A 26206-nucleotide genomic window follows, 5' to 3' on the forward strand; every position below is an offset into this window, starting at 1 on the left:
CGCAGTCATAAATAGACTAACACAATGTTTTCGCACACATAGAAAGGTGAATCGATCAACCCAACACATTATTTTTTTCTTAGGTATACTTTGCAGAAAATCGATACTCGGTTTCATTTAACTAAACGATTGGAAAGATAAAAGGTCACTATAAATATCATGGCAAAACTCAGATTAGAAACATCAGCGAAACGTAATGGTCGTAATAGTGTTGAAGGTGTTGAACGCACTGTCTTTTTTATTTCAGATGGCACAGCAATTACCGCAGAAGTATTAGGCCATGCTGTCTTATCACAATTCCCCATCAAAATAACTTCTTATACTCTTCCTTTTGTTGCCAGTGAAACCCGCGCAGAAGAAATAAAGCAACAAATAAATCAGATATATCAAGATACGCGTATAAGACCTTTAGTTTTCTATTCCATTATCTCTTCTGGAGTGAAAAATATTATTACCAGCAGCGAAGGATTTTGTCAGGACATTGTACAAACACTGGTCGCCCCATTACAGCAAGAAACCGGGTTGGAACCCAAACCCGAACTTAATCGCACTCACGGTCTGACTGAGAAAAATCTCAGCCAGTACGATGCGCGTATCGCTGCTATTGATTATGCCCTGGCACATGATGATGGTATCTCTTTACGTAATCTTGACCAGGCACAGGTTATCCTGTTGGGCGTATCCCGCTGTGGGAAAACACCCACTAGCCTCTATTTAGCCATGCAATTTGGTATTCAGGCTGCAAATTATCCTTTTACTGCGGATGATATGGACAATTTACAATTACCTGCGACATTAAAACAATTTCAACATAAGTTATTCGGGTTAACTATAAGCCCTGAACGGCTGGCCGCTATTAGAGAAGAACGTCGAGAAAATAGCCGTTATGCATCATTGAGGCAATGTAGAATAGAAATTTCCGAAGTTGAAGCTTTATTCCGTAAGAATAAGATTAATTATCTTAACACCACCAATTATTCTGTTGAAGAAATCTCAACCAAAATAATCGACATGATGAAGCTAAACCGACGAATGTTTTAAAAATATATCAATAGGAATAATGGAAAAAAATTTATCATATGACTAATTATATCATTTGTTTAACTTAGTCGTTTTCGTTTATTGTAATTTCAATTATCTATAGATATGCCTGCTAATGTGAAACGAACTTTGAGAAAATATATGTACAAAACAGATGGTTTAAGGACTCACCGTGTCGATAGTTTGGTCACACCTCAAACTCTTGCAATTCAATTTCCTGTATCCGAAAAAATCGTCAACAATGTGACAGCGTCACGGAAACGTATTGCCGATATTCTCTGCGGGAACGATCCACGGCTTATGGTAATCATCGGTCCTTGCTCTATTCATGATATTGATGCCGCTTTAGATTATGCTCAGCGACTGAACAGATTGCGTGAAAAATACCAGCACAGACTGGAAATTATCATGCGCACCTATTTTGAGAAACCACGCACAGTGGTGGGCTGGAAAGGTTTAATTTCAGATCCCTATCTCGACGGTTCTTGCCAGGTAAATCGGGGCATTACTTTGGCCCGGAAATTATTGGTTGACGTCAATGAGTTGGGTTTACCTACGGCAACCGAATTTCTGGATATGGTGACCGGCCAATATATTGCCGATCTGATCAGTTGGGGCGCGATCGGAGCCAGAACAACAGAAAGCCAGATTCACCGAGAAATGGCATCCTCCCTCTCCTGTCCAGTTGGCTTTAAAAATGGAACGGATGGCAACATCCGTATCGCCATAGATGCAATCCGTGCAGCCAGTGTCTGTCACACATTTCTTTCGCCAGATAAGCACGGTCAGATGACCATCTATCAAACCGAAGGCAACCCATACGGCCACATTATTATGCGTGGAGGCAAACAGCCTAATTACAGTGCCAAAGATATTGCTACAGCTTGTACTCAACTACGTGAATTTAATTTACCAGAACATTTAGTTATCGATTTCAGTCATGGTAATTGTCAAAAAATCCATAAACGCCAACTGACTATAGCAAAAGAGGTGGGCCACCAGATTCAAGCGGGTTCTTCCGCTATTGTCGGTGTGATGGTTGAAAGTTTTCTGGTTGAAGGCACCCAGCAAGTCATTCAGGGACAACCGCTAAATTACGGTCAATCGATCACAGATCCTTGTCTAAACTGGCAAGATACAGAACAGCTTATTGACATTCTTGCCGAAGCAGTAAGTTACCGTTTCTGAATCCTTATTCCGAGTTAGCCTTTTGCATTCATAAGAGGCTAACTGACAACACATTAATTAAATTTCATTAATGTGTTGCTCCTGACCACCAAAAATATTGCTTGAAGTCACCCCTTTATATAACGATAATAATTCTCACTATGATAATAGTTAGTATTCGCAAAGTGGTTTTATGACTAAAATATGTCACCAACATTCTTGTATTACATTTGAAAAACAATGCAACATCTATCCTGCTGAAATTGTAGAAATTGGCTACATTGACAGTAAACAACTATTAGGTGAGCTAGGAATTACCAGAATTCGTCACCAAGGAGAATTCTACCAATTGCGCCAAACTAAGAGCCTATCTCAATAGGCGTAATTGTTGCAGGCAGTTTGAACACGGACAGCGCGGAAAAACCGGAGCGTACACGTAGTACGTGAGGATTTTGAGCACTGCCCAGGTTCGCTCTTTATGGCAAAGAAGGGCAAATAAAATAGCCCTATTGGGATAGGCAGTAAAGCCGGTAAGCTGATACTAACTAAATAAAATAATAACTCAGCCAGCCACCCGGATCGCGTATCGGGGCAGCCAGCTATATCCATAACTCATAAAATATTATTATGGAGATTCGCCTGATGTCTCAATCTGCAAGATCAACACTCAAACTATCAGCATTAAGCTTGGCAATTATCAGTAGTATTCCGGCTGTTTATGCAGCAACAAAATCATCCGATGCCGACAGTGATAAATCATCCCGCGAGGTGATAACTGTTTATGCAACAGGTAATGAAAGGGATAGTTTTGAAGCTCCCATGATGGTCACTGTGATAAATAGTCAGTCACCACAAAGTCAGACAGCCGGTAATGCTAACGATCTCATCAAAAAAATACCCGGCATTAATATAGCCGGTACAAACCGTGCTAATGGGCAAGATGTTAGTCTGCGTGGTTATGGTCCAAAAGGTGTTTTGACGTTGATTGACGGTATTCGCCAAGGTACCGATACCGGTCATATCAATGGCACGTTCCTGGACCCAGCACTCATTAAACAAGTCGAAGTTGTACGCGGCCCTTCCGCCCTACTCTACGGCAGTGGTGCCTTAGGCGGTGTGATCGCTTATCAAACTGTCGATGCCGCCGATCTTCTGCAAGCGGGTCAAGATCACGGATTCCGCGTTTTTGCCCGCGGTGCAACGGGTGACCATAGTATGGGCTTTGGTGGTGCAACGTTCGCAAAATCGGAATCCCTGGATGGTCTATTTGCCTTCAGTACCCGTGATTCAGGTAACATCCGTCACGGTGGTGGTGTGGTTGGCGATAATGATGAATTTATCAGTAATCTAATGGCAAAAGGCAGTTGGAAAATTGATGACAACCAGTCCCTGAGCAGTCAATTACGCTATTACCGTAATGAGGCTAATCAACCTAAAAATCCACAAACACTCACCGGAAAAAATAAAAATCCTAGCACTTGGACTGATCGCACAACAACTCAACGTGATGCCCAACTCAGCTACCAATTAAATCCAGCAGAATATGATTGGTTAAATGCCAAAACTGATCTCTATTATTCCGATATCACTATTAATGCTCGTACTAAGGAGAAAGGTTTCGAAGGCCGTAAACAGAAAACCTATGGCGTAAAATTGGAAAACCGCTCCCGCCTGTGGACAGACAGCCCGCTGGCACATCAATTTACCTACGGTGGTGAAACTTACAAACAGAAACAGACTCCAGACGGTAATACAGATAGCTTTCCTGACGCGGATATCCGCTTTTATTCCGGCTGGTTACAAGATGAGATAACGCTGCGCGACCTGCCAGTCTCTATTGTCGCGGGTACGCGCTATGACAACTATAAAGGAAACAATTCTAAAGATGAGGCTGTCAGCGCCGATAAATGGTCTTCCAAAGGTGCTATCAGTATCACACCAACTGACTGGTCGATGCTGTTTACCTCTTACGCTCAAGCTTTCCGTGCACCGACAATGGGAGAAATGTATAACGATTCTATGCACTATCCTGGAAACTTCTGGACCCCTAATCCAAATCTTCGTCCAGAAAGCAACGAAACGTGGGAGTCTGGTTTTGGATTACGTTTCAATGATCTACTAGCAGATAACGACGAGCTGAAATTTAAAGCGAGTTACTTTGATACTCAAGCCAAAGATTATATTAAGTCAGATATAGTCAACCAAGGAAGGAACACAACATCTGTTAATATATCTAGCGCCAAGATTTGGGGATGGGATGCTTCCATAAACTATGAATCCAATCTGTTCTCTTGGGAACTGGCTTACAACCGCACAGAAGGTAAAGATGAAAAAAGCGGTGGATCTCTTGATAACCTCAGCCCAGATACTATCACCAGCATACTGGAAATCCCTATTGCACAAACCGGTTTCTCTGTCGGCTGGGTAGGTCAATTCACCAAGCATACTGACTTCAAAGGTAAAGATGCTAGAGGTAGAGATCCTAAACAACAAGCAGGCTATGGCGTTAATGATTTCTATGTCAGCTATCAAGGTGAAGGAATGCTCAAAGGTGTGACTACTACAGCAGTTTTAGGCAATGCTTTTGATAAAGAATACTACTCACCACAGGGAACACCGCAGGATGGTCGCAACGCCAAACTGTTCGTCAGTTACCAGTGGTAATTAAATAAATGTATTTCAAGGAGTTAAATTGTGAATTCTTCACTTTATGAACGTTATCTACAAGCCAAATCTGATAACAAAGCCAAATATGCCCGTGATCTGGCAGCCTATCTGAATGTCAGTGAAGGTGAGTTATTACATAGCCGCGTTGGTATCGATGCCAAACGCCTTAATGTTGACGCCCCAACTTTACTGGAAGAGTTAGCTGTTGTTGGTGAAATTAAGGCGATCACCCGCAATGATTTTGCTGTTCATGAACACATTGGCCGGTATGAAAATACCCATTTCAGCAGCCACGCAGGGCTGGTCTTGAACCCTCGTGAACTCGACTTGCGGATATTCTTTGGACACTGGAGTAGTATATTTTATCTGGTTGAACCCGCAAAAAATGGTGTGCGCCACAGCATTCAATTTTTTGATCATCAGGGTGACGCATTGCATAAAGTTTATGCAACAGGTAATACTAATATGACAGCTTGGGAAGCGCTGATCGAAAAATATCAGGCAGAAGACAACCCCCCACTGATCATCAAACCTATAGAAGAAATCACCTATTCAACTCTAACAAATGAACTGAAAGCACAGCTTGATGAAGAATGGCGAGCAATGACTAACGTTCATCAATTCTTCACGTTACTTAAAAACCATAATCTGAGCCGTCAACAGGTTTTCAACGCAGTACATGATGATCTGGCTTACAAGGTAGAAAATTCTGCACTGAATAAACTTATCAACACCGCTTATAACGATCAGAATGAAATCATGATCTTCGTCAGTAATCATGGTTGCGTACAAATTTTCACCGGAAAGCTGGAACGTCTGATGCCACATCAGGAAGAAAACTCAGATCAGAAATGGATTAATATCTTTAACCGCAATTTCACACTACATTTAATAGAGAGTGCTATTGCTGAAAGCTGGGTAACCCGTAAACCAACAGAGGAGGGTTTTGTCACCAGCCTTGAGCTATTTGATGCTAATGGCAATCAGATTGCTCAACTGTTTGGTCAGCGTACAGAAGGCACTCCTGAACAAACTCAGTGGTATGAGCAAGTGGCTGCTCTGCCAAAACTGCAATCAATACAGGAAGAGCGTGTAGCATGAAACAATGGCTTCTGACATTTGTCCTTGCGGTATCGTTCAGTGCTTTTTCCACTGAACGGATCGTCACTATCGGTGGCGATGTATCTGAAATTGTTTTTGCACTTGGTGCAGGTGAAAAAGTTGTCGCCAGAGACAGCACCAGCCAGAAACCAACCGAATTGCTTGCCTTACCCGATGTCGGCTATATGAGAATGCTTAACCCTGAAGGTATTCTCTCTATGAATCCAACACTGGTGCTAACCAGTGAGTTGGCAAAACCTTCACTGGCACTTAAGCAGCTCCAAGATTCTGGTGTAGAAGTAATTCAGATAACCGGAAAAGCAGCGTTAGAAGCCGTTCCTGAAAAAATTAAGGCCGTCGCTAAGGCGGTCAATCAAACTGAACGTGGTGCACAATTGATTCAACAATATCAAAAAGCACTGACAGAAATACCAACAACTACCTTGCCGACCCGTATTCTGTTTGTGATGAGTCACGGAGGTATCATGCCAATGGCTGCCGGCCAAAAAACCGCAGCGGACAAAATGATTCGCGCTGTTGGTGCCACTAATGCCATGCAAGGTTTCAACAATTACCGCCCACTTTCCCAGGAAGGTGTTATTGCCAGCGCACCAGATCTGTTATTAGTGACGGAGGATGGTATTAAATCAATGGGCGGTTTGGATAAAATCTGGCAATTACCCGGATTGAAACACACCCCTGCCGGTCAAAAAAAACGGGTTTTAATTGTAGATGATATGGGGCTACTCGGTTTTGGCCTCGAAACCCCCTCAGTGATGAAACAACTCAGACAGGCGGCGGAGAAGACTCAATGAGCCGTATGAAGTCTCCGGGTTTGGGCTTGGCGTTTCTTTGTTTGTTACTGTCCGGGTTGGCTATTGGTTCTGCTAACATTGGCGCATTATCATTATCTTTCAAGACATTATGGGAATCTTCCATTAGTGAACCCCAGTGGCAAATCTGGCTGAATATCAGATTACCAAGAGTGCTATTAGCCATACTGGTTGGCTGTGCTTTAGCGACTTCCGGGGCTGTAATGCAAGGGTTATTTCGCAATCCACTCGCTGATCCTGGCCTACTAGGTATTAGCAGTGGAGCCGCATTGATGGTTGCAATGGCAATTGTTCTGCCAGTTAGCCTGCCATCTGTCATCGCTGTGTACGGACATATTATCGCCGCTTTTATTGGCAGCCTGTTAATTTCATTACTGATTTTTTCACTCAATAAATATAACTACGGAAATCTGGCCCGCTTATTACTCGCCGGGATTGCTATCAATGCCCTTTGTATGTCTGCTATTGGTGTCCTGAGCTATATCAGTGACGATCAACAGCTACGACAATTCTCTTTATGGATGATGGGTTCACTCAGCCAGATAGAGTGGCCGACGTTGGCAATTACAGCTTCTTTAATTATTCCCGCTATTATCCTAACATTCAGCCAGGCCCGTAAACTGAATCTGCTGCAATTAGGAGATGAAGAGGCCCACTATCTTGGTATAAATGTCCAACGCACTAAATTCCAGTTATTACTACTCAGCGCCCTACTTATTGGCAGCGCTGTTGCATTAAGTGGTGTTATTGGATTTGTTGGGCTAGTTATCCCACATTTGATCAGAATGCGATTTGGTGGTGATCATAATTGGCTACTTCCCGGTGCTGCTTTAGGCGGAGCTTCTCTTCTGCTTACCGCAGATACACTGGCAAGAACATTAGTCTCACCAGCAGAAATACCCGTTGGCCTAATTACTGGTTTAATCGGCGGTCCATATTTTCTATGGTTGATACTCAAACAACCAGGGCCAGGGAGCCGCACCTAATGGATGCCATAAAAAATAATATTTCTCTGCAAGCACAGAATTTAAGCTATTCAATTGGCAACCAAAAAATTATTGATAATGTTTCGCTCTCGGTAAATAAAGGCGAGATTGTCGCCATCATTGGGCCAAATGGCGCGGGGAAATCCACATTATTGCGGCTATTAACGGGATATATAAAACCTGAGCATGGGCAATGTTATTTACACGGAATACCTATTGAGCAATGGCCAGCTGAACAATTAGCCCGCACTCGTGCCGTCATGCGTCAACATAGCTCACTCTCTTTCCCTTTCAGTGTAGAAGAAGTGATCGCTATGGGGCGCTCTCCTCATGGTATGCATCATAAACAGACAGCAATTGATACCGTTATTGAACAAACGGATTGCCATGAGTTACGTCACCGCGACTACCGGCAACTCTCCGGTGGTGAGCAGCAAAGAGTACAACTCGCTCGTGTCCTTGCTCAACTTTGGCATCCAACACCAATAGAATGCTGCTTGTTTCTTGACGAACCAACATCAGCCTTGGATCTCTACCATCAGCAACACACTTTGCGTCTGCTTTACCGACTGACACGGGAACAACCCATGGCTATGTGCTGTGTTCTACATGATTTAAATCTTGCCGCTCTCTATGCAGACAAAATCTTTCTATTACATAAAGGAAAGTTAGTCGCTGCGGGTACACCAGAAGAAGTGCTGAATGATCATACTCTGAAAAAATGGTATCAAGCAGATCTTGGCATTACCCGCCATCCTGAGACTCAACAACCTCAGATTTATTTGAGGCAGTAACAGTAAATTCGACAGGCAAATTATTTCAATCGCTTGCCTGTCTTACTCTTTATTTCCGAAATTTTATTGCATCAGGCAAATACCAAAAAGTTGAAATCAAGCACAAGCAATAACCCAGAAGTTCACACCCTTCCTCAACCATATTTTTTGCTGTTCGATCAAAATGTTCGAGCATCAAACCTTTCCATAATTCTCCCATACCAAACAAACGGGAAAAAACGAGTACACACAAAATACCTGCAACCATCATGCTGTAACTTTGATGGCGCGTAAAATGAACAAGCCCAGCCAACGTATCCCTGCCTTTATAAGCTGAGTAAAAAATACAAATTAGCGCTAACGGAATAGCAATCCACGCCCAGGCACCATGAAATATCTCATCAAATATAGCATCCAGCTCTCTTATCAATAAACAAGCAAAAAAACCTGATATCAAGACTAATGCAGGACGTAATTGACTATTCTTTTTTGCTTCCAACAGAAATATAGCAGAAATAACAAACAGTATACTTTCCTGAGCAATTTCAGTTAATGAGTTCTCCTTCACTGCATTCTGCAAATAGATAACATCAATAAAGAGTAAGCCTATGACCATGGCTAAAATCAGAGCATAAAGAACAAAAAATGCCAACTTTTTAGTTAAAAAAGCCAAGTCCGATTGCATTACAACCTCCATTAAATTAAATGACGAACGATGATACTGTTTTGAATAAATTAGTGAAGATCATTTGATGCTACTTATTATTAAAACAAAGGAAATTTGCATAAATGATAATAATTATCAATTATAAATAGCATTTTTTGCCTATAGATATCCCGGATTTATTTTAAAATACACTCATTAATAACTATAGTTATTATCATTATGAAAATAACTAACGAAATCTAATATTTTAGCAACTAGCCCACCATCAGTGGGAGGTGAAAATGTCAGAAAGTGTAGTAAATGATATTGTCGGATGGCTCGAAACTCAGCTCCAACGTAACGAAGGTATAAAAATAGCGACCATTGCTGACAGAAGCGGTTATTCAAAGTGGCATCTACAAAGAGTGTTTAAAGAAGTGAAAGGCTATACCTTGGGTGAATATGTTCGTAAGCGGCGTTTACACGAAGCAGCAAGATCTCTGCGTGAAGAAAACCTACCAATCCTTGATATCGCTTTACAATATGGTTTCAGTTCTCAGGCAACATTTACCCGGATCTTCAAAAAGCACTTTAATACCACGCCTGCTAGATTTAGAGAAAATGGTAATCTACCTGAATTAAAGTACTTCTTAGATCATAGGCAATAACCGAGAGCCTCTAATAACCTTATTGATAGCATTCCCTAATGGTCAATATTTTATTGACCATTTAACTCTTATACTATTTTAATTCGCTAACACCCTAATAGATCAAAAAACAAAATAAGGATTTTCCAGATAACTATTGGCTAACCTAGTTTTATTCACTAGACATGAAGAAAAAATTTCCACATATATCAACATAAGTGATTTCGGATAATAACTTTATTAAATGACAATAAAATCTATTCAAATTTATTAATTCACGATAAATAAACTAATTAATATAATTAAAAAACAAAAATATTTCCATACAAATCATAACTATACCCTATGGATTTCAAGATGGATCGCGACGGCAAGGGAGTGAATCCCCGGGAGCATAGGTAACTATGTGACTGGGGTGAGCGAGTGCAGCCAACAAAGAAGCAACTTGAAAGATGACGGGTATATAATATATAGTATTCTTTATTCAATTAATAGGATCATTTTTACTGTCAACAAGCAGATAAAAAACACTAGAAAAATCTGATCAGAAATATTAAAACACTGTGCCTAAAACTTAGTGTATCTTTAGTTATTAAAAAGTAAAAACCCTGAAGACTGAACATCAGGGTTTTTATTTATAATTAATTCCAATTCACTATTTACCCTAATAGACGTTATTTTGCAAAAAGCTTGAACACTATCCAAATCTAAAATGGCAAATAAAATAACATAATGGAATAGGCTTTTAATACCTTTAACGTAAATAATAGCGAATAATATTTTCTATAAGAATTCTCACTCCTATCATTCCTAATGTCTACCGTCCTTATCATCCCCCGGTTCCGCCGCCTGTATTACCTCCTGTTCCGCCGCCTGTACTACCTCCTGTTCCACCGCCTGTACTACCTCCTGTACCGCCTCCTGTACCACCGCCTGTTCCCTTATCCTCCTTAATTAATACTCCGTTGATATATCCATGTTTCTTATATTCATACCCGGTAGTTCTAATAGTCACTTTTTTCGAATTAAGGTGTGCAAGAATCAAAGCTATTAAACTACCACTCCCTTGATAACCACCATCAGAGTTATCTAGAAGAAAATCCTGTGAAGTCCCTTTATCATCAACAATGATTACATGAACATTGTTTCTGGCTATTTCCGGAGCAATTTGAATGGAGGATACAGTTACATCAGAAATCGTCACATTAGGGGTAACTATATTATTAGAATTGTTTTGATCAATCATAATATATTATTCCTTATAAAATTAAATTCATACCAAGTTATAAATATAGAAGTTCATATTACACCTAAAAACTCAACTAATTTACTGAACATCCATATTCAACTATCATAATCCATAAACTTATAAAAAATTAAAACACTTTCTAACTTTAAAAATAGTGTAGAACCAATAGTGCGTCAATAAAAGAACAAAGAAAATAAAAACTAAAAAAAATAAACATTCACCATTAATTTATAATAACAAATTAAATTGCTGTATGTTTTTTTATTTTTAACCTAGTGCTAACATAGCGCATATATTGTGTTATTTACACTAAGCATACAGTAAAGAAAAAACCCTCCTAATAGTAGTGGTTAGCAATTATATAATCAACATAAAATTCAAGATAAAAAATATAACGGACAGATAATCTAAAATTCACATAAGTCATAGCAATAGAGCGAGATCCTACTATGCATATATGTTCACTTCAAAGAAAATTAATATCTGCGATTATATAGCCGATATAATAGATAACGAGGGAACGCTGTTTCGTATTAAAATCCGATCGGCCATTAAAAATCACAATAGCCAGTTGAATAGCAATCACTAAATCAGAAAAAAATGATATATACCCTATGGATTTCAAGATGGATCGCGACGGCAAGGGAGTGAATCCCCGGGAGCATAGGTAACTATGTGACCGGGGTGAGCGAGTGCCGCCAACAAAGAGGCAACTTGAAAGATGACGGGTATAGAATAATCTGACTCACTGTTCACTACTTCATAGTAAATTCAACTGACCATGCGTAGGTCACATAATTAGTATAGGTGATGGTTGCATTACAAACAGCACCACCACTCGGCGTTGCTCCCTTATTCCACTTCGGAATTTTAATGCCATTAGAATATGCGTTCACAAAAGTGGTCATAAATTCGCAGGTTTTAAACCCTATCTTATATCGCACCATCGCATAGTTTACGTCAGGTGAAAGCGGGCTTTGAACCTGATAATTATCGACGCCCCCTGGCCCTACGCTTGAACTAGGTTTAGGTGTTGCATTTACGTATGTACCGGATTCATTGTTAGTAATCATGGTATAAACAGCATCCGCGCTGCCAGACGCACCAAGATGCTTAAATGTAACTGTTACAGGCGGGCCTGCATAAGCAATACCTGCGGCAGTTAGGGAAGTAGTTGCAAACAGGGCCAACAACGATTTACGCACTAACATGTTAGATACTCTCCTTATGTTGTTTAAGATGGCTTACTGCGTTTTAATACAACTTTCTCTTCTATCTTTTTCTTCTATAACGTTATTGGAGCGCACGATATATGCGCCAATCCCAAAAGTAAATTTTCACTTTACGTATCTATAATACTAGACCACTTTGCAGAACTTATTTAAAAAGGTAAGAGGTTCTCCGCCATAAAATCTACAAATACTCTGACCTTAGGGGATAAATGACGACTTGATGGCCAAAGTATACGAAAAATTGTGGAACTTTCGTTATATTTATCCAAAACAGTGACCAAAGAACCTTCTTTCAACTGTCGGTAAACAGCAATATTCGGTACACAAGCTATCCCAAGACCATGCTCGGCAAAACAGACTTGCGGTTCTAAACTATCCGTCACCATATTGCACGGTAAGTTAAGCTCAATTTTCTTACCATCACGATTCAAAGGCCATGCGTTTAATTTCCCATTTGTTGGAAAGCGATATAATAAGCACGGATGGCTAACAAGATCTTCGGGTTCTTCTGGAAAACCTGCGGCCGCAAAATAGGCAGGAGAGCCGACAATAACCTGACGGTAAGAACCTAGCATCCTAGACATTAATCTGGAATCACGTGGATCACCGGTTCGGAGTACAGCATCAAATCCCTCTTCAATAACATCCACTATTCGATCTGAGCAACTTATATCAAGTTTAATCTCTGGATAAAGGCGATTAAAAGCAGCAAATTTCGGCATAAACAGCATACCAACTGACGGTAGGCTAATCTTTAACTTTCCACTTGGCATTTTCTGCATCTGGGATAGTTCAGTTTCAGCAGCCTCAACCTCATCAAGGATTCGCTTGCACCGTTCAAAGAATAATGTCCCTTCAGGCGTTAATGTGACGGTTCGCGTAGATCGATGGAAAAGGCGTATTCCCAGACGCTCTTCTAACCGAACAATAGCCTTACTAACCGCCGACGAAGAGATGCCAAGTTGTTGACCTGCAACTGTGAAGCTACGGGCATCAGCAGCCCGAACGAACACGTTCAATGACCCCAAACTATCCATATTTCCCCCATTGCTGACAGATTGGTCATAAGTGTTTTGAACATCATCCTACTGTTCACTGGTCTATGGTAGCAAGTAGTATAGGCGTTAGGAGAAATTATCTTATATCTACATATTTATTAATAAAAAAACAGATAACTCAGGTTTGCTAAATACAAGAATCATCAAGTCGATAAAGATAATTTATCCCAAGTATTTAATAAATAAACGTCAGAGTGGAAAAAGAACAAACATGATAGTTAATAATATTGAATAGCCCCTTCTTAAAGGAAGGATTTATAAGACCAGGAAATGATTTTCCTAAGTTGGAATATTTTAATTTTATTCCACAGGAATATCAGCTAGTTAAAGAAGAAGCCGATACGCTCTCCTTTTGGCTTCTCTCCTTAAATAAAGGTATAAAATAAGATGCAATCAACTCTCCCAATAATAAAATGGCGCAATATATTAAAAACAGGACAGTATCGAAAATACGATATCTCCAGCGCTCAACCGGCAAATGAAAATTGGATAACGTTAAACAACATTAAGTTACCAGCGAGTTTTCAACGAAAAGAGTGCCTACCGGGATTACTCTTTTCACACGTCAGATCAACTCCCTGGGCTACAGCAGTCATTCACGGTGAAGAGCGACTCAGTTATTTGGAAATGGCAATTGGCAGTGTACATCTGGCCTGCTATCTGCAAAACCTGGGATGTTTAGCGGGTGATTGCGTCGGTATATTTGTTGAACCGTCGATTGAGCAGATGATCGGAGTTTGGGGAACTCTTTTTGCCGGTGGTGCATATCTGCCATTGTCTCATGATTATCCAGAGGAACGACTTCGTTACATGATCCACGATAGCAATCTGAAAATGATATTTACCCAAGAAAAATTAAAGGAAAAATTGGTCAGGTTGGTTGCAGAAAATATCCATATCGTGACTCTTGAAGACGTAGAGAAATCATTTGAATCCAGTGCCATTACCAACAACACCCTCCATGACTACCTTAGCCCGGATAACTTGGCTTATGTCATTTATACCTCTGGAAGTACAGGGAAACCGAAAGGTGTAATGATTGAGCACCGCAGTATCGTTAACCAAATGTGTTGGTTAAATGAAAAATGCGATTTAAATATTGAAAAAACAATTATTCAGAAAACGCCCATCAGCTTTGATGCTGCTCAATGGGAAATATTATCAGTCAGTTGTGGTAGTCGGGTTGTTATTAGCTCATCTGGAACACACAGGAATATTCCCCAACTCATTGACCTGATTATTCGCCACAATGTGACCACGTTACAGTGTGTTCCCACGCTATTACAAGCACTGATCGATAATCATCAATTCCGGGAATGCCACACCCTTCGGCAAATATTCATCGGAGCAGAGAGCCTATCAAGAAAACTCGCCACTCAATGTATCCATACACTACCAAACTGTCTACTGATTAATATGTATGGCCCGGCGGAATGTACAATTAATGCTTCAGTTTTCCTTGTTAATCACTACCCAATATCTGACGAAGTTAATTCAGTCCCTATTGGTAAGCCGGTATCCAATACGGAATTTTTTATTCTCGATCACCACTATCAGCTCGCCTCAGAATATGAAATTGGAGAGATTTATATTGCGGGCACTCAAGTCGCAAGAGGATATCTGAATCGTCAGGATCTCACAGAAAAGCACTTTCTTGAAATTGCAATACCACCAAATACGCAAAAAATCCGGCTTTATAGAACCGGAGACCTGGCTTATTGGGATAAAGAGGGTAATGCCCACTTTGCTGGTCGGAAAGATAATCAAATTAAAGTGAGAGGGATGCGGGTCGAATTAGAAGAAATAAAAAATGCAATAGAGGTTATCGATCAAGTGAAACACGCTGCAATTTTGGCAGAAAAAGACCCTCAACACCGTTCGACACGATTAACCGCCTGTATTGAATTAGCCGATGAAACAATACGCCAGCAAGCAAAGTATGACATTACTTCAATTCTGCGGAGTGAACTTAGCAAAACATTACCGGACTATATGTTACCTGACAGATTTTTGTTCCTGGATACCATGCCGCTAACTTCCAGTGGAAAAATCGATTTCGACACATTACAAGTACTGGTCAGCACAGTATCACACAGTCCACAGGTACTCCCAAGCACCTCGACAGAAACACAGATCGTAAAGATATGGGAAGAAGTGCTAACGCGAGAAAGCATATCTACCGAAGATGACTTCTTTGCTTTAGGTGGCAATTCTCTGATAGCCGTCCATCTGATACAACGTTTAAATGAAGAATTTGCGTTATCGCTACCTCTCCATACTCTATTTGAGGCCGCAACGGTTAAACAATTGGCAAAAATCGTTGAAGGTGAAGTAACCAGATTATCTTCACGATTGGCCTGTTTACAGGAAAAAGATGCTGGATTACCTGTCTTTTGCTGGCCAGGATTGGGTGGATACCCAATGAATTTACACCTGCTGGCTACACAGATCTGCACTGATCGATCATTTTATGGCATCCAAGCTTACGGAATTAATGAAGGAGAGGTTCCATACTCCACCATAGCCGAAATGGTGATTCAAGACATAACAGAAATCAAAAAATTACAACCTACTGGCCCATACACGCTATGGGGATATTCTTTTGGCTCTGTATTGGCTTTCGAAGCGGCTTACCAATTAGAACGAGCCGGAGAACATGTCGAAAAGGTGGTTCTAATCGCTCCAGGGCTCTCGAAGATAAAATATCACGTTAATTCCACGGGAACAGAAAACGGGTCTACTTACCAAAACAATGAGTTGATATCACTATTATTCTCTGTATTTGCGGGCACTTCTCACAGTTCAGCGTTGAATGAATGCCTGGCTAACGTTATCGATGAGCAAAGCTTTGTCTCTTTTGTTCATAAGCACTACCCAACTCTGGCCCCTACGTTAATTGTTCGAATTGCCAGGATAGTTATTCAAACCTACGGACAGAAATATTCAGCAACAGAACTGCAAGAACGAATAATCAAGGCGCCAATTACGGTGTTTAATGCACGTGACGATGCCGTTTCTTTTATCGAAGAAGCAACACCCTACCTAAAACATCCCCCAGAAAATATCAATCTTAACGTTGATCATTTCGAGGTACTTAAGGAATCAGGTGTTAACGAATTAGCTCGATTCTTGAGTTGATTGCTTCTGCAAACAACACAATGAAAATTATTTAAGGGGGGTTCCATGATTAAAGAAAAAACTGCCACTCATGCGGGCAGTACCAATTTTCCTTTCGTTGCTCTACTCGCGTTAGCAATGACGGGATTCCTTGCACTTCTCACAGAGACATTCCCGGCGGGCATTCTATCCCAAATAAGTGACAGCTTGGCCGTTTCTGAAGCATTAGCTGGTCAATTCGTTACACTCTACGCAATTGGCTCACTTGTCGCTGCGATTCCACTGACGACAGCAACACAAGGTTGGCGCCGTCGCCGATTACTCTTGATGGCACTTACGGGTTTGTTAGTCTTTAATACGCTCACCGCGTTAACGTCTAACTATATAGTGGCACTTGCGGCCAGACTTCTTTCAGGCATGGCAGGCGGCTTAATCTGGGGAATGTTGGTCGGCTATGCCCGACGGATGGTACCCGATCATTTAAAAGGACGTGCATTGGCTGTAGCCGGTGTCGGGGCACCACTGGCACTCTCTCTTGGCGTGCCATTAGGAACGTTCATTGGTGGAATTGTTGGCTGGCGTACAACTTTTGGTTTGATGTCTATTCTAACATTGGTCGTTATCGCATGGGTCATGTTGAAAGTCCCTGACTACCCAGGACGGACTGCCGAAAAACGTATACCGATCAAAAAAGTTATCATGATCCCAGGAGTACGACCGGTATTAAGCGTTCTTGTTTGTTGGGTACTGGCTCACAGTATTCTTTATACCTATGTATTGCCTTTTGTGACACAGGCGGGGCTTGCTACCAGGATTGATCTTGTGTTGTTAGCCTTTGGTGTGGCGTCGTTGCTTGGAATATGGATGACAGGGCTGTTAATTGACAAAATGTTACGTTCGTTGGTACTGATAAGTCTTGCCCTATTTACATTCGCCTCTCTCATACTTGGTGTTATCGGTACTCTTCCTGTCTTTGTTTTTCTTGCCGTGATCTTATGGGGGCTAACCTTCGGCGGTGCCGCTGCCCTACTTCAAACTGCATTGGCCGAATCTGCCGGGGAAGGTGCAGACGTTGCTCAGTCGATTCTTGTTACCTTATGGAATTTAGCCATTGCAGCCGGGGGCATTATTGGCGGGATATTACTTGAAACACTTGGTGCCAGCTCGTTCCCGTGGACCTTACTTGTTCTGTTAGTGCTAGCTTTGTTGATCGTCTGGAATTCAGGCAACTATGGCTTCCCTCATAAAGGAATCAAAGGTAAGTGAGCAATATCGGGGTTTGTCTGTGTTTAAATGCAGTTCAAGGCAACTAAGCCTATGAACTTTACTTACTCTCAAACAAATCCCTTCACTCAATAACGATAAAGGGGATAGCATGCCCGGCGAATTCACATCTTCAACGCAAGAGAAAAAAAATAGCACTGATAACACACTAACCGATAACACACTAAAAGTTGAAAAGTGCAAAATTGTAAACCACTCCACTAGAAAAGCTCGATCTTGTGTCGTCATCGGTGGTACAACACTTGCGATACGTTGTACCCAACAACTTCAAGCGGCCGGATACATAATTGTGGCTATTTTTCCCACGGAATCTCTGTTTTTCGAATGGGCAACTTCTCAAAATATACACTGTGTTGAAGCACTAGAAGATCTCTTGACGCTCTCCAAAACTGAGTCAATATGCTGGCTTTTTTCCATAGTCAATCCAGTTATTCTCCCTACTCTATTAATCAATCAGTTCTCTCAAGGTGCTTTCAACTACCACGACGCCCCTCTACCACGCTATGCCGGCAGCCATGCCACTTCTTGGGCTATCCTTGCCGGTGAGTCTCAGTATGCTATTACCTGGCATTTAATCGGATCTATGGTCGATAGTGGCGATATTGTTGTGCAACGTCATATTGATCTTAAAAATACCGACACCGCACTTTCACTGAATCTTAAATGTTATCAGGCTGCTGCCGAAGGATTTACCGAACTATTAAACAACCTAGAGAACGGTGATATACCCCGCCGACAACAAGATCCTGATAACCGCAATTTTTTCTCAAGACGTCGCCGGCCAGACGCTGCTGGCTGTCTATTGTGGAATAAAAAAGCTCAGGAATTGTCATCTTTGGTCAGATCTTTAACTTTCGGAGTTTACTATCCTAATCCACTCACATTACCTAAAGTTCTGCTGAGAGATCGCCTGGTATCGATAAGCACACTACAAGTGATGTATACACGTTCCGATCATAAACCAGGTACATTGTTGGGTATTAGCGAGGACCATTGGCTAATGACTACAAGTAGTGAAGATATACGTATTTCGTTTGTTAATAGCCGTGGCAACCCAATAAATGCACTCACCTTAGCCAATCAATGCAAACTTGACATTGGTGATCAACTCCCCACAATTGAAAGATCAGATATTAAGACGTTAACAGATATACATGAACAACTTACCGAACAAGAGCTATTTTGGCAAAAAAGACTAGAGCGTTTTTCAACACCAATGCTGCCTTTTAAATTGCGGGCAACGATAGATAAAATACCGGATTGGCATGTGTCTGAATGGAAAACAGTACTCAATCATAATTCTTTTATTTCAACTGAGCTCGTTCAACATATTATATGCGCTTGGTTTATCTATTTGGCTCACACATCAAATGATACTCAATTTCAAGTCGGATGGGCGCAAGCAGGAGATGCTGTTCATTCTTCAAAATGGTCCTCCTTTTTCGCCATGATCGTCCCAATGGAGGTCCATATCAATTTACAACAACGTCTTACAGAGATTTTAAATTCAATATCGTCTGAACAGCAATTGCTTGAACAACATAGAGTTTATCCCCGCGATATGGTCTCCAGACAGCCAGTATTACGCGCAATCAATCTATTACATAACAACCGTCCGTGGCCGATTGGTATTTCTGTCATCTCTGGTTACAGTGAAGATCTAACGAACAAAAATGCCATACAGGAACATGCAATTGTCGGAGAAATAATGACATTACAGATTGATCAAAATAAAGGAAATTTCCGCTTCATATATAACAGCAAATTAGTTGCAGTAAATAATATTGAACATGTGGCATCTGATCTGGCGCTATTGTCGAATGTCATTGCAGACACGAAAAATTTAAATATGACTGCAAATGAACTTCCAATATACGCATTTTCACGGTGAGATATTGCACCAAAATTAGCAAAAACTGCCGTAAACCCTCGCTCAATGCGAGGGTGTCGCAAAAAATCAATGAGGTTGCGTCAGTTATTTCCGCGCAGGAACTTCAACATAGCCTGCCTCCAACCCGATCACCTCCACACCTTGAAGAACGGCATGCCCCGGTGTCACGACAATCTGCTGGGTTTGTGCGTTTAATTCACGGCGATAAGTGACGAAAGTTCGTCCATCAGGGCCGGTATGTAATGCCTCGGCTGGCAAGGCCAATCCACGTTCATTGCGATAGGTGACAATAGCCAGTTTCGCACTCATACTCAGCCGGATACGCTGCCGCTGTTCGGGAGTAAGAGGATCAATTGCCACTAATAGATCATAGGTTACACCCGCTCCCTGCATCTCCTTTGAACTCCCTTGTACACCAATTGTCTTAATTTGCCCCCGTAGAGATAGCCCGGCAAAACCATCCCCAGTGATCTCAACCGGCATTCCTTCATACACCTGATAAAGGTCAGCCTCTTCAATACGCGCTACCGCCTGGATTTGCTCCAAATTGATTACCCCTAACAGAGGTGTTCCCTGAGTGACACGTGTCCCCTTTTGAATAAATACCCCCTTATCTGATTCCGGTACCTGAGGGCGAATAACAATGCCATCAAAAGGAGAAACCAATTCACGTTGGGCTTGCTGGATCTGAAGCGCCTGATAACGCGATTGAGCATTAGCTAATTCCATATCAGCAATCTGGCGATTCTCCCCTGTGCCTTTATCGAGAGCAACACTCAGTTCCGCCTTAGCGGCGGCAAGATCGAGCTGTTGAACTCTGACCTGCTGCTCCAGTGTATCAACCTCCATACGGGGAACAATGCCACGCTCGAACAAAGCCCGGGTATCGGTTAGCTTACGTTCGGTATCGCTCAAACTTAACTGAGCATTCGTTAAAGCTCTACGTACCCTAGCGACATCCTGACTGTTCTCCCACCCCACCAAATCTTGTACGGTTTTTTGGGCTTTCAACAGTTCCGTGAGCGCCTGCCGCAACTGAATGTCCAATTGTGTCGTATCAAGGCTCAACAGGGGTTGCCCACGCTTAACGCGCTGGCCTTCAGTTACCATCACTTCAGCAATAACACCATCAAATGGCGCGGCAATCGTCAAACTGGTTGCCGCCTGAATACGGCCAACTAACCCAAGACGATTTTCGAGTCGTTGAGGTTCAACATGCACCCACCGTTGCGGTGATGATGTATCAATTGAAGAAGAAAACAAAACATAAGCAATGGTAGCCCCAATGACTAATGCAACAGCAAGTGTCACGAGCCAACGAGTCTTATATCTGAAACGGGCAAGTCCCCTGATCTTAGTCATTAAGTGCAATATCCCAACTCCCTAACGTAGTACCCAACGTTTCGTCCAACTCCGCTTGTGCATTTAAGTAAGTGATCAACGCATTGAGACGAACATTCTCTGCATTACGCAAATCGGTTTCAAAACTCAAGACTTGAAAGTTACTGGAGCGGCCCACCGTCAATTTTTCACGTTCAATCTCCAGCTTGCGCAGAGATAGATCCCTGGCACGCTGGGCGATCTCATATTGACGCCAACGCGTACCAATATCGCGTACCGCATTACCCACATTACGTTCTAGTGACTGTTTCGCCTCAGCAAGACGAATGTCCTGGTTCTGAACATCAACCCGCGCCCGCACTTCCGCCTGGCGCTGACTCAAATCGCCAATGGGTATCTCTACCTGAACACCGGCGTAATTTTCCCAATTACGAGAACGGTTTGATCCTGTTCGATCACGTACCTGACTAGCACCACCCACTAAAGAGACATCCCATAAACGTTCGTTACGGGCAACGGTCAGGTTAATTGCAGCCTGCTCCGCCGTAATCAATTGAGTGAGATACGATGGCTGTTGCTCTTGTGCCAAATGTTGCGCTTGGAGCAGGTTAATATCTACGCGCTTAGCTTCCAATCTGTCAGTAGCCTTTACCTGAGTTTGTAAGTCTAAGGCGAGCAATCGCAGCAATTCTAAACGACTGGTATCCAATTGATTAGCCGCTTCCTCCGCAGCCAGCTCCTGCATTGCAACATCAGCCTCCGTCTGGACAATCTCAAAAGCTGCCATTCTGCCTGCGGAAATCATAGCCTTGTTAACCTCCAGCAGTTGACGCGAACGTTCAAGAGCATCACGTGCGATTTGTAATTGTTCTTGAGCACGCAACAATCCACGATAAGCCATAATAACTTGCGTGATAGTCTGGGATACCGTCGCTTTTAGGTTCAAACGATTTGTTTGCTCCATCAATTGAGCAAGACGTACAGGTGCTGTGGCCACATCTTTGCCGGCACCACGCAACAAAGGCTGAATAACTGAGAATGAAACACCATCATTACGGCTACGACCTGCATTGTCTGCCCATGTCGTCCGATTCGTCCAAGATAGACTGAATCGAGTACCATATTCTCCAAGCAGCGTAGATGTGGGTGTAATCTCGCTCTGGCGATAGCGATCGCTTTGATTACGAGCAGCAATATAACGGCTATTAATCAGTAATTTTGGCGTAAAACGATCTTCAGCAACGCGTAAATCGAATTTCTGTGCAATTCGATCCAGATAAGCACTGCGAATCGAACGATTATTTCGTAACCCTAAATAGATTGCATCGCTGAGTGTCAGACCAATAGTTTTCTGATTAAGCGAAATTGTATCCGTTGCAGGCATGGTTGCCTGTGATGGATTCAACGGCTCCGCTAACGCTGGTTTGACAGATGCAACTATTATCAAGGCAATGATGATGCCAATAGCACGTTGAAAAACTTGGCTAATCATCACGAAGTGCCTCTACAGGTTGTAATCTGGCAGCCGCTAATGCCGGATTGATACCGAAAAATAGACCAATCACTAATGAACTAGCAATACCCAGAGGCAAAGAGAATAGGGATAACGTAAATACCCAACCCGAAAATTTTACAAATAGGTATCCCGCCACTACCCCCAATAATGAACCAACCATTGCACCAGCAATTGCCAGAATGGCAGCCTCCAACATAAACAGTATACCAATATCCATAGGCCGAGCTCCCAAAGCCATACGAACACCAATTTCACGCCTACGTTCCGAAACATTCATCAGCATGACATTCATCACGCCCACACCTCCCACCAGCAACGAAATTCCCCCTAAGCCCGCGAGCAAATAGGAAAATGTTCTTGCCTGACGCGTCAATCCATCAAGCAATTGTTTCGGGATATCAACTTCAACCTGACGACCTTTTGATAATGAGACAAGATAGTCACGTAACGACACCGCGTCACTGTTTAGCGTTGTTGTGTCACGTGCTCTGGCAATAACGCTTCCAATTTCTGGCGCAGGCCGCAACCGCCGCATTGCTTCGATAGGCAGTATGACGGAATCATCAATAGAACCGGGGAGTAAAGGGTTCGGTCCCTGAACAGCGAGAATTCCTATCACTTCAAATAGATATTCCCCAATCTGCAATTGATTACCTATCCGAATAGGTTGATTAGCGACTTTTAATTGTTTGGCAATATTCGCTCCGAGCACGGCATAGGTCGTTTGGCGATCATAGTCCGATAGAAAACGCCCCTGCTCGATTTGTAAATCCAACACCGCAGCCAGATCAGAGGATGTACCAGTAATATTCGTATCGATCCCTTGTCCTTGAAAGCGTATACGGGTTGAGTGCAATGTGAGGGGCGCAGCATGTGTGATAGTCGGTATTGTACGAGTCAGCGCCTGAGTATCCAGCGTAGATGGCGCGGGTTTGACATCGGTACCTGGAGTAAAACTGAAATGAGCAACTAAAATATTGCTTCCCATACTTTTAAAAGTGCTGATAGCTTCATTAACAGCATTATGACCGATGTTTAAAAGTGCAATGACAGAAGCACACCCAACTGCAATACCAAGCAAAGCAAGCAAGGAGCGCCTTCCTAGCAGACGCAGACTACCCAGTGATTCACACAGGGCCTGCGCGAAGGAAAAACCGTAGCGACCAGAATTCACATTAAGCATCGAGGCTATCCAGCCACAGATCAGTTTCGGAAAGCCGCCCACCATTAACATAGAGGCAGCGCTGCATATTTTTGGCTATGGCTTCATCATGTGTAACCATGACGAGTGTAACGCCTTGCTCACGGTTCAATGACAGAAGAAGTGCCATAATATCACGTGCTGTAGCACTATCGAGATTGCCTGTCGGCTCATCTGCCAGAATCAAAGAAGGCTTACCAACCAAGGCTCTGGCAATGGCAACACGTTGCCGCTGTCCCCCGGAGAGATCAGCCGGACGATGGTAAATACGACCCGCCAGACCAACCAACTCAAGCTGGTATTTCGCTTCCTGCCGAGCTAGAGAACGAGAATATCCACGATATAACAATGGTAGCGCTACATTATCCAACGCCTGCATTCTGGGAAGTAAATTAAAACTCTGAAACACGAAACCAATTTCCTGATTTCTTATTCTCGCCCGTTCATTAGGAGTAACATTTGTTATATTAACGCCACTAAACTGAAAATATCCAGAAGAGGGTTGATCCAGTAAACCAAGAATATTGAGTAAAGTACTTTTACCCGAACCGGAAGCACCGACAATAGCACAACTTTGTCCGCGCATGATGGTGAATGATATTTCATCAAGTACTGGGTAATATTTTTTCCCCATACGATAAGATCGACAAATATTTTCCATGTAAATCAGGGCTTCCTGACATGGGGAAGTGGTGATTGTCATGTCTAATTTATTCATCGTTTTTAACATCCATTAAACGTATCGCTGACTCCACTTGATTGTTTAGCAGGTTTTATATCATGGGGAAATCCTGTTGTAAAAGATTACGGTCTAAGTGACTGGCAAAAGCATCGAATAGCAAAATATATTAGATTAACTTAACATAAATTCAAATTCCCCATTGCTTTTTGGTGTTAATCCACCCAAATTACTCCTGCCTACTTTGGTATTGCGTACATGCTTTTATAAAAATTCAGGAGATACACGGCGCGAGATCAAAATGTATATCTAAGTTCTCGCAATAGAAAATTATCAGGTATTGGGGTAATGGCTATGAAATTAAAAAAAATATTTGGTATTGGTGGCGCTTTATTGTTAACTATATTCTCACAGACAGTACCTGCGGCAAGTGGCAGCTATCACTCTTCAGTTGTTTTGCCCACACTATATTCTAAAAATTTCTTAGAAACTGTTAACGTTCCTATTGTCGGTTCTCCTCCTGCAACAGGAAAGATTAACAATGTATCTTGGACTTGGAATGTTGTTGGATGGCCTCAGAATTTATCGGTTTATCTTTGTCAGGGAGATACCAGCAGTTGCATAGATATATCACGCACACGAAGAATGTCGACAGACGCATTTAATAAGAGAAGCCCGGCACAACAGTTCCTTTTCGCCTTAAAGGTTGGAAACGGTAACGTTATGCCGATAGCAGGTCAAACCGGAGAAATTACTGTCAGTTGGCAATAACACTTCAATATACCCTATGGATTTCAAGTTGCATCGCGACGGCAAGGGAACGAATCCCCGGGAGCATAGATAACGATGTGGCCGAGGTGAGTGAGTGCAGCCAACAAAGAGGCAGCTTGAAAGATGACGGGTATAACTCGCCAAAGATTGCCGTCAGCATGATAGGCGGCAATTCTGACTTATTTTGAAGGTACTCGTGACTTCTATACAAGTTTTGATGGGTAGCCACATTTCGAGACGTGAATTATCGTTAGGATCGGCTGGCAAAAATCCATATTGCTGATAAAACGGAATAACTTCTGAGGTCATAGGATCAACAAACAGCCCAATCGCTGAAACTTGCTGTGCGACCAACACTGTCCGATAAATGGCATCAATCAATAGCTGTTCACCTATCCTTTGCCCCTGATGTGAACAATCCACAGCAAGTCGGGCCAATTTTACCGCACTAAGTGGATGAGGATATTTTTTGTAATCCCTATAGGCAAGCGGAGTTGTCACCGAATATCCGGTAAGTGTGTGATATCCGATTATAATCGTGGGCACGGAATCTCGGCAGGCCACATAAGTTTTTGAAATATGCTTTACGGTTTTCTGCCGAGCTTGCTGTTGTAAGAACTTATTTAATTCACTGACACCACAATCAAACGCTTTACGACCATGTTGCTGGGTGATTTCTTTAATGATTACCGACATTCACTGTATCCTTATAGTGCTTTGCGGCTTTAAGTAGTTTAGCATTTGCTTTTGGCGGGTTTTCCAAAGCTGCCAGCAAAGCATCAGCCCCCTCTATCGAAAGATGTAAGGTTTCAGTTCGTTCAATCACGTTACGCGCTCTCTCCATTGCCGATTCAATAAGAAACTGTGAAAGTGTTGCGCCGGAGTAATCAGCCGCCCTTTGTATGATCTCTTGAATCTCTATGGAAGTTCTTGCAACTAAACGGGTCTCTTTACGTTCTGTATTAGTAGCCATGATTTCATCTGCATTTTTAGTCCATATAAACAT

25 protein-coding genes are annotated in these 26206 nt (G+C 42.2%); 15 read left to right on the forward strand and 10 right to left on the reverse strand.

What is annotated here, in order from left to right; translation table 11 throughout:
* Nucleotides 1-159: 159 nt before the first annotated feature.
* From ppsR to AAC155_RS02980, 8 genes are all read left to right on the forward strand, one after another.
* Nucleotides 160-1041, forward strand: a complete 882-nt coding sequence (ppsR, locus tag AAC155_RS02945; protein WP_113040977.1) for a posphoenolpyruvate synthetase regulatory kinase/phosphorylase PpsR — start codon at nucleotides 160-162, stop codon at nucleotides 1039-1041.
* Nucleotides 1042-1182: 141 nt separating this feature from the next.
* The gene (locus AAC155_RS02950) at nucleotides 1183-2229 is read left to right on the forward strand and encodes a 3-deoxy-7-phosphoheptulonate synthase (RefSeq protein ID WP_113040978.1); all 1047 of its coding nucleotides are present in this window, start codon (nucleotides 1183-1185) and stop codon (nucleotides 2227-2229) included.
* A 172-nt stretch (nucleotides 2230-2401) separates the two neighbouring features.
* Nucleotides 2402-2587, forward strand: a complete 186-nt coding sequence (gene hemP / locus AAC155_RS02955; protein WP_113040979.1) for a hemin uptake protein HemP — start codon at nucleotides 2402-2404, stop codon at nucleotides 2585-2587.
* A 263-nt stretch (nucleotides 2588-2850) separates the two neighbouring features.
* Nucleotides 2851-4872: a TonB-dependent hemoglobin/transferrin/lactoferrin family receptor gene (locus AAC155_RS02960; RefSeq protein ID WP_113040980.1), complete on the forward strand. Its 2022-nt coding sequence runs from the start codon at nucleotides 2851-2853 to the stop codon at nucleotides 4870-4872.
* A 30-nt stretch (nucleotides 4873-4902) separates the two neighbouring features.
* Nucleotides 4903-5976: a hemin-degrading factor gene (locus tag AAC155_RS02965; protein WP_113040981.1), complete on the forward strand. Its 1074-nt coding sequence runs from the start codon at nucleotides 4903-4905 to the stop codon at nucleotides 5974-5976.
* Nucleotides 5973-6791 carry a heme/hemin ABC transporter substrate-binding protein gene (locus tag AAC155_RS02970; protein ID WP_113040982.1) on the forward strand — a complete coding sequence of 273 codons (819 nt, stop codon included), beginning with the start codon at nucleotides 5973-5975 and terminating at the stop codon, nucleotides 6789-6791. The genes AAC155_RS02965 and AAC155_RS02970 overlap by 4 nt, the downstream gene beginning before the upstream one ends.
* Nucleotides 6788-7795: a FecCD family ABC transporter permease gene (locus AAC155_RS02975; protein WP_113040983.1), complete on the forward strand. Its 1008-nt coding sequence runs from the start codon at nucleotides 6788-6790 to the stop codon at nucleotides 7793-7795. Before AAC155_RS02970 ends, AAC155_RS02975 begins: the two co-directional genes overlap by 4 nt.
* The gene (locus AAC155_RS02980) at nucleotides 7795-8589 is read left to right on the forward strand and encodes a heme ABC transporter ATP-binding protein (RefSeq protein WP_113040984.1); all 795 of its coding nucleotides are present in this window, start codon (nucleotides 7795-7797) and stop codon (nucleotides 8587-8589) included. Before AAC155_RS02975 ends, AAC155_RS02980 begins: the two co-directional genes overlap by 1 nt.
* A 49-nt stretch (nucleotides 8590-8638) precedes the next feature.
* Here the strand turns inward: AAC155_RS02980 and AAC155_RS02985 are convergent, their stop codons facing one another.
* Complete coding sequence (locus AAC155_RS02985) at nucleotides 8639-9253, reverse strand: hypothetical protein (RefSeq protein WP_113040985.1); 615 nt, start codon at nucleotides 9251-9253, stop codon at nucleotides 8639-8641.
* A 263-nt stretch (nucleotides 9254-9516) separates the two neighbouring features.
* Here AAC155_RS02985 and AAC155_RS02990 point away from each other — a divergent pair, with 263 nt between their 5' ends.
* Both AAC155_RS02990 and AAC155_RS02995 read left to right on the forward strand, forming a co-directional pair.
* On the forward strand, nucleotides 9517-9882 hold the full coding sequence (locus AAC155_RS02990; protein WP_113040986.1) for a helix-turn-helix domain-containing protein: 366 nt from the start codon (nucleotides 9517-9519) through the stop codon (nucleotides 9880-9882).
* Nucleotides 9883-10267: 385 nt separating this feature from the next.
* On the forward strand, nucleotides 10268-10405 hold the full coding sequence (locus tag AAC155_RS02995; protein ID WP_158536475.1) for a hypothetical protein: 138 nt from the start codon (nucleotides 10268-10270) through the stop codon (nucleotides 10403-10405).
* A gap of 285 nt (nucleotides 10406-10690) precedes the next feature.
* Here AAC155_RS02995 and AAC155_RS03000 read toward each other — a convergent pair whose 3' ends face one another.
* The 3 genes from AAC155_RS03000 to AAC155_RS03010 form a co-directional block, all read right to left on the reverse strand.
* A complete protein-coding gene (locus tag AAC155_RS03000; RefSeq protein WP_191214720.1) occupies nucleotides 10691-11107 on the reverse strand; it encodes a hypothetical protein in 417 nt (138 codons plus the stop codon).
* Between the two features lie 758 nt (nucleotides 11108-11865).
* Nucleotides 11866-12321, reverse strand: coding sequence for a hypothetical protein (locus AAC155_RS03005; RefSeq protein WP_113025418.1), 456 nt, complete (start codon nucleotides 12319-12321; stop codon nucleotides 11866-11868).
* 170 nt (nucleotides 12322-12491) lie between these two features.
* Complete coding sequence (locus AAC155_RS03010) at nucleotides 12492-13379, reverse strand: LysR family transcriptional regulator (protein WP_113040987.1); 888 nt, start codon at nucleotides 13377-13379, stop codon at nucleotides 12492-12494.
* Between the two features lie 408 nt (nucleotides 13380-13787).
* Between AAC155_RS03010 and AAC155_RS03015 the strand changes: the two genes are divergently transcribed.
* The 3 genes from AAC155_RS03015 to AAC155_RS03025 all read left to right on the forward strand — a co-directional run bounded on the left by AAC155_RS03015 (nucleotide 13788) and on the right by AAC155_RS03025 (nucleotide 19692).
* Nucleotides 13788-16538 (forward strand): amino acid adenylation domain-containing protein, encoded by a 2751-nt coding sequence (locus tag AAC155_RS03015; protein ID WP_113040988.1) that lies wholly within the window; start codon nucleotides 13788-13790, stop codon nucleotides 16536-16538.
* Between the two features lie 45 nt (nucleotides 16539-16583).
* On the forward strand, nucleotides 16584-17783 hold the full coding sequence (locus tag AAC155_RS03020; RefSeq protein ID WP_011146865.1) for an MFS transporter: 1200 nt from the start codon (nucleotides 16584-16586) through the stop codon (nucleotides 17781-17783).
* Nucleotides 17784-17892: 109 nt separating this feature from the next.
* Nucleotides 17893-19692, forward strand: coding sequence for a formyltransferase family protein (locus AAC155_RS03025; RefSeq protein ID WP_113040989.1), 1800 nt, complete (start codon nucleotides 17893-17895; stop codon nucleotides 19690-19692).
* An 84-nt stretch (nucleotides 19693-19776) separates the two neighbouring features.
* Here the strand turns inward: AAC155_RS03025 and AAC155_RS03030 are convergent, their stop codons facing one another.
* Genes AAC155_RS03030 through AAC155_RS03045 form a run of 4 tightly spaced genes read right to left on the reverse strand, consistent with a single transcriptional unit; the run spans nucleotide 19777 to nucleotide 24468 of the window.
* The gene (locus tag AAC155_RS03030; RefSeq protein WP_113040990.1) at nucleotides 19777-21054 is read right to left on the reverse strand and encodes an HlyD family secretion protein; all 1278 of its coding nucleotides are present in this window, start codon (nucleotides 21052-21054) and stop codon (nucleotides 19777-19779) included.
* Nucleotides 21047-22525: a TolC family protein gene (locus tag AAC155_RS03035; RefSeq protein WP_011146868.1), complete on the reverse strand. Its 1479-nt coding sequence runs from the start codon at nucleotides 22523-22525 to the stop codon at nucleotides 21047-21049. The genes AAC155_RS03030 and AAC155_RS03035 overlap by 8 nt, the downstream gene beginning before the upstream one ends.
* Nucleotides 22518-23732, reverse strand: a complete 1215-nt coding sequence (locus AAC155_RS03040) for an ABC transporter permease (protein ID WP_041380106.1) — start codon at nucleotides 23730-23732, stop codon at nucleotides 22518-22520. Before AAC155_RS03040 ends, AAC155_RS03035 begins: the two co-directional genes overlap by 8 nt.
* Nucleotides 23725-24468: an ABC transporter ATP-binding protein gene (locus AAC155_RS03045; protein WP_228902390.1), complete on the reverse strand. Its 744-nt coding sequence runs from the start codon at nucleotides 24466-24468 to the stop codon at nucleotides 23725-23727. Before AAC155_RS03045 ends, AAC155_RS03040 begins: the two co-directional genes overlap by 8 nt.
* A 309-nt stretch (nucleotides 24469-24777) precedes the next feature.
* Here AAC155_RS03045 and AAC155_RS03050 point away from each other — a divergent pair, with 309 nt between their 5' ends.
* Together AAC155_RS03050 and AAC155_RS03055 are read left to right on the forward strand one after the other, a co-directional pair.
* Nucleotides 24778-25200: a flagellar protein FlhE gene (locus AAC155_RS03050; RefSeq protein ID WP_011146871.1), complete on the forward strand. Its 423-nt coding sequence runs from the start codon at nucleotides 24778-24780 to the stop codon at nucleotides 25198-25200.
* Nucleotides 25191-25388 (forward strand): hypothetical protein, encoded by a 198-nt coding sequence (locus AAC155_RS03055; RefSeq protein WP_125043772.1) that lies wholly within the window; start codon nucleotides 25191-25193, stop codon nucleotides 25386-25388. The genes AAC155_RS03050 and AAC155_RS03055 overlap by 10 nt, the downstream gene beginning before the upstream one ends.
* On the opposite strand, the gene AAC155_RS03060 is transcribed toward AAC155_RS03055, so the two are convergent.
* Entirely contained in the window at nucleotides 25354-25896 is a 543-nt protein-coding gene (locus tag AAC155_RS03060; protein ID WP_011146872.1) for a GNAT family N-acetyltransferase, read from the reverse strand. The genes AAC155_RS03055 and AAC155_RS03060 overlap by 35 nt on opposite strands.
* Nucleotides 25880-26173, reverse strand: coding sequence for a type II toxin-antitoxin system TacA family antitoxin (locus AAC155_RS03065; protein ID WP_041380892.1), 294 nt, complete (start codon nucleotides 26171-26173; stop codon nucleotides 25880-25882). Before AAC155_RS03065 ends, AAC155_RS03060 begins: the two co-directional genes overlap by 17 nt.
* Nucleotides 26174-26206 lie beyond the last annotated feature (33 nt).

This window comes from Photorhabdus sp. HUG-39, from assembly GCF_963878365.1.
Taxonomy (GTDB): domain Bacteria; phylum Pseudomonadota; class Gammaproteobacteria; order Enterobacterales; family Enterobacteriaceae; genus Photorhabdus; species Photorhabdus kayaii.

What these genes read in the sequence shown, in the direction of transcription:
- AAC155_RS02950 (WP_113040978.1), top strand. Translation starts at nt 1,183, where the DNA reads ATGTACAAAACAGATGGTTTAAGGACTCACCGTGTCGATAGTTTGGTC.
- AAC155_RS03065 (WP_041380892.1), bottom strand. Translation starts at nt 26,173, where the DNA reads ATGGCTACTAATACAGAACGTAAAGAGACCCGTTTAGTTGCAAGAACT.
- AAC155_RS02975 (WP_113040983.1), top strand. Translation starts at nt 6,788, where the DNA reads ATGAGCCGTATGAAGTCTCCGGGTTTGGGCTTGGCGTTTCTTTGTTTG.
- hemP (WP_113040979.1), top strand. Translation starts at nt 2,402, where the DNA reads ATGACTAAAATATGTCACCAACATTCTTGTATTACATTTGAAAAACAA.
- AAC155_RS03040 (WP_041380106.1), bottom strand. Translation starts at nt 23,732, where the DNA reads ATGCTTAATGTGAATTCTGGTCGCTACGGTTTTTCCTTCGCGCAGGCC.
- AAC155_RS03035 (WP_011146868.1), bottom strand. Translation starts at nt 22,525, where the DNA reads ATGATTAGCCAAGTTTTTCAACGTGCTATTGGCATCATCATTGCCTTG.
- AAC155_RS03045 (WP_228902390.1), bottom strand. Translation starts at nt 24,468, where the DNA reads ATGAATAAATTAGACATGACAATCACCACTTCCCCATGTCAGGAAGCC.
- AAC155_RS02970 (WP_113040982.1), top strand. Translation starts at nt 5,973, where the DNA reads ATGAAACAATGGCTTCTGACATTTGTCCTTGCGGTATCGTTCAGTGCT.
- AAC155_RS03020 (WP_011146865.1), top strand. Translation starts at nt 16,584, where the DNA reads ATGATTAAAGAAAAAACTGCCACTCATGCGGGCAGTACCAATTTTCCT.
- AAC155_RS03010 (WP_113040987.1), bottom strand. Translation starts at nt 13,379, where the DNA reads ATGGATAGTTTGGGGTCATTGAACGTGTTCGTTCGGGCTGCTGATGCC.
- AAC155_RS02985 (WP_113040985.1), bottom strand. Translation starts at nt 9,253, where the DNA reads ATGCAATCGGACTTGGCTTTTTTAACTAAAAAGTTGGCATTTTTTGTT.
- AAC155_RS03050 (WP_011146871.1), top strand. Translation starts at nt 24,778, where the DNA reads ATGGCTATGAAATTAAAAAAAATATTTGGTATTGGTGGCGCTTTATTG.
- AAC155_RS03015 (WP_113040988.1), top strand. Translation starts at nt 13,788, where the DNA reads ATGCAATCAACTCTCCCAATAATAAAATGGCGCAATATATTAAAAACA.
- AAC155_RS02990 (WP_113040986.1), top strand. Translation starts at nt 9,517, where the DNA reads ATGTCAGAAAGTGTAGTAAATGATATTGTCGGATGGCTCGAAACTCAG.
- ppsR (WP_113040977.1), top strand. Translation starts at nt 160, where the DNA reads ATGGCAAAACTCAGATTAGAAACATCAGCGAAACGTAATGGTCGTAAT.
- AAC155_RS02960 (WP_113040980.1), top strand. Translation starts at nt 2,851, where the DNA reads ATGTCTCAATCTGCAAGATCAACACTCAAACTATCAGCATTAAGCTTG.
- AAC155_RS02980 (WP_113040984.1), top strand. Translation starts at nt 7,795, where the DNA reads ATGGATGCCATAAAAAATAATATTTCTCTGCAAGCACAGAATTTAAGC.
- AAC155_RS03000 (WP_191214720.1), bottom strand. Translation starts at nt 11,107, where the DNA reads ATGATTGATCAAAACAATTCTAATAATATAGTTACCCCTAATGTGACG.
- AAC155_RS03060 (WP_011146872.1), bottom strand. Translation starts at nt 25,896, where the DNA reads ATGTCGGTAATCATTAAAGAAATCACCCAGCAACATGGTCGTAAAGCG.
- AAC155_RS03005 (WP_113025418.1), bottom strand. Translation starts at nt 12,321, where the DNA reads ATGTTAGTGCGTAAATCGTTGTTGGCCCTGTTTGCAACTACTTCCCTA.
- AAC155_RS03030 (WP_113040990.1), bottom strand. Translation starts at nt 21,054, where the DNA reads ATGACTAAGATCAGGGGACTTGCCCGTTTCAGATATAAGACTCGTTGG.
- AAC155_RS03025 (WP_113040989.1), top strand. Translation starts at nt 17,893, where the DNA reads ATGCCCGGCGAATTCACATCTTCAACGCAAGAGAAAAAAAATAGCACT.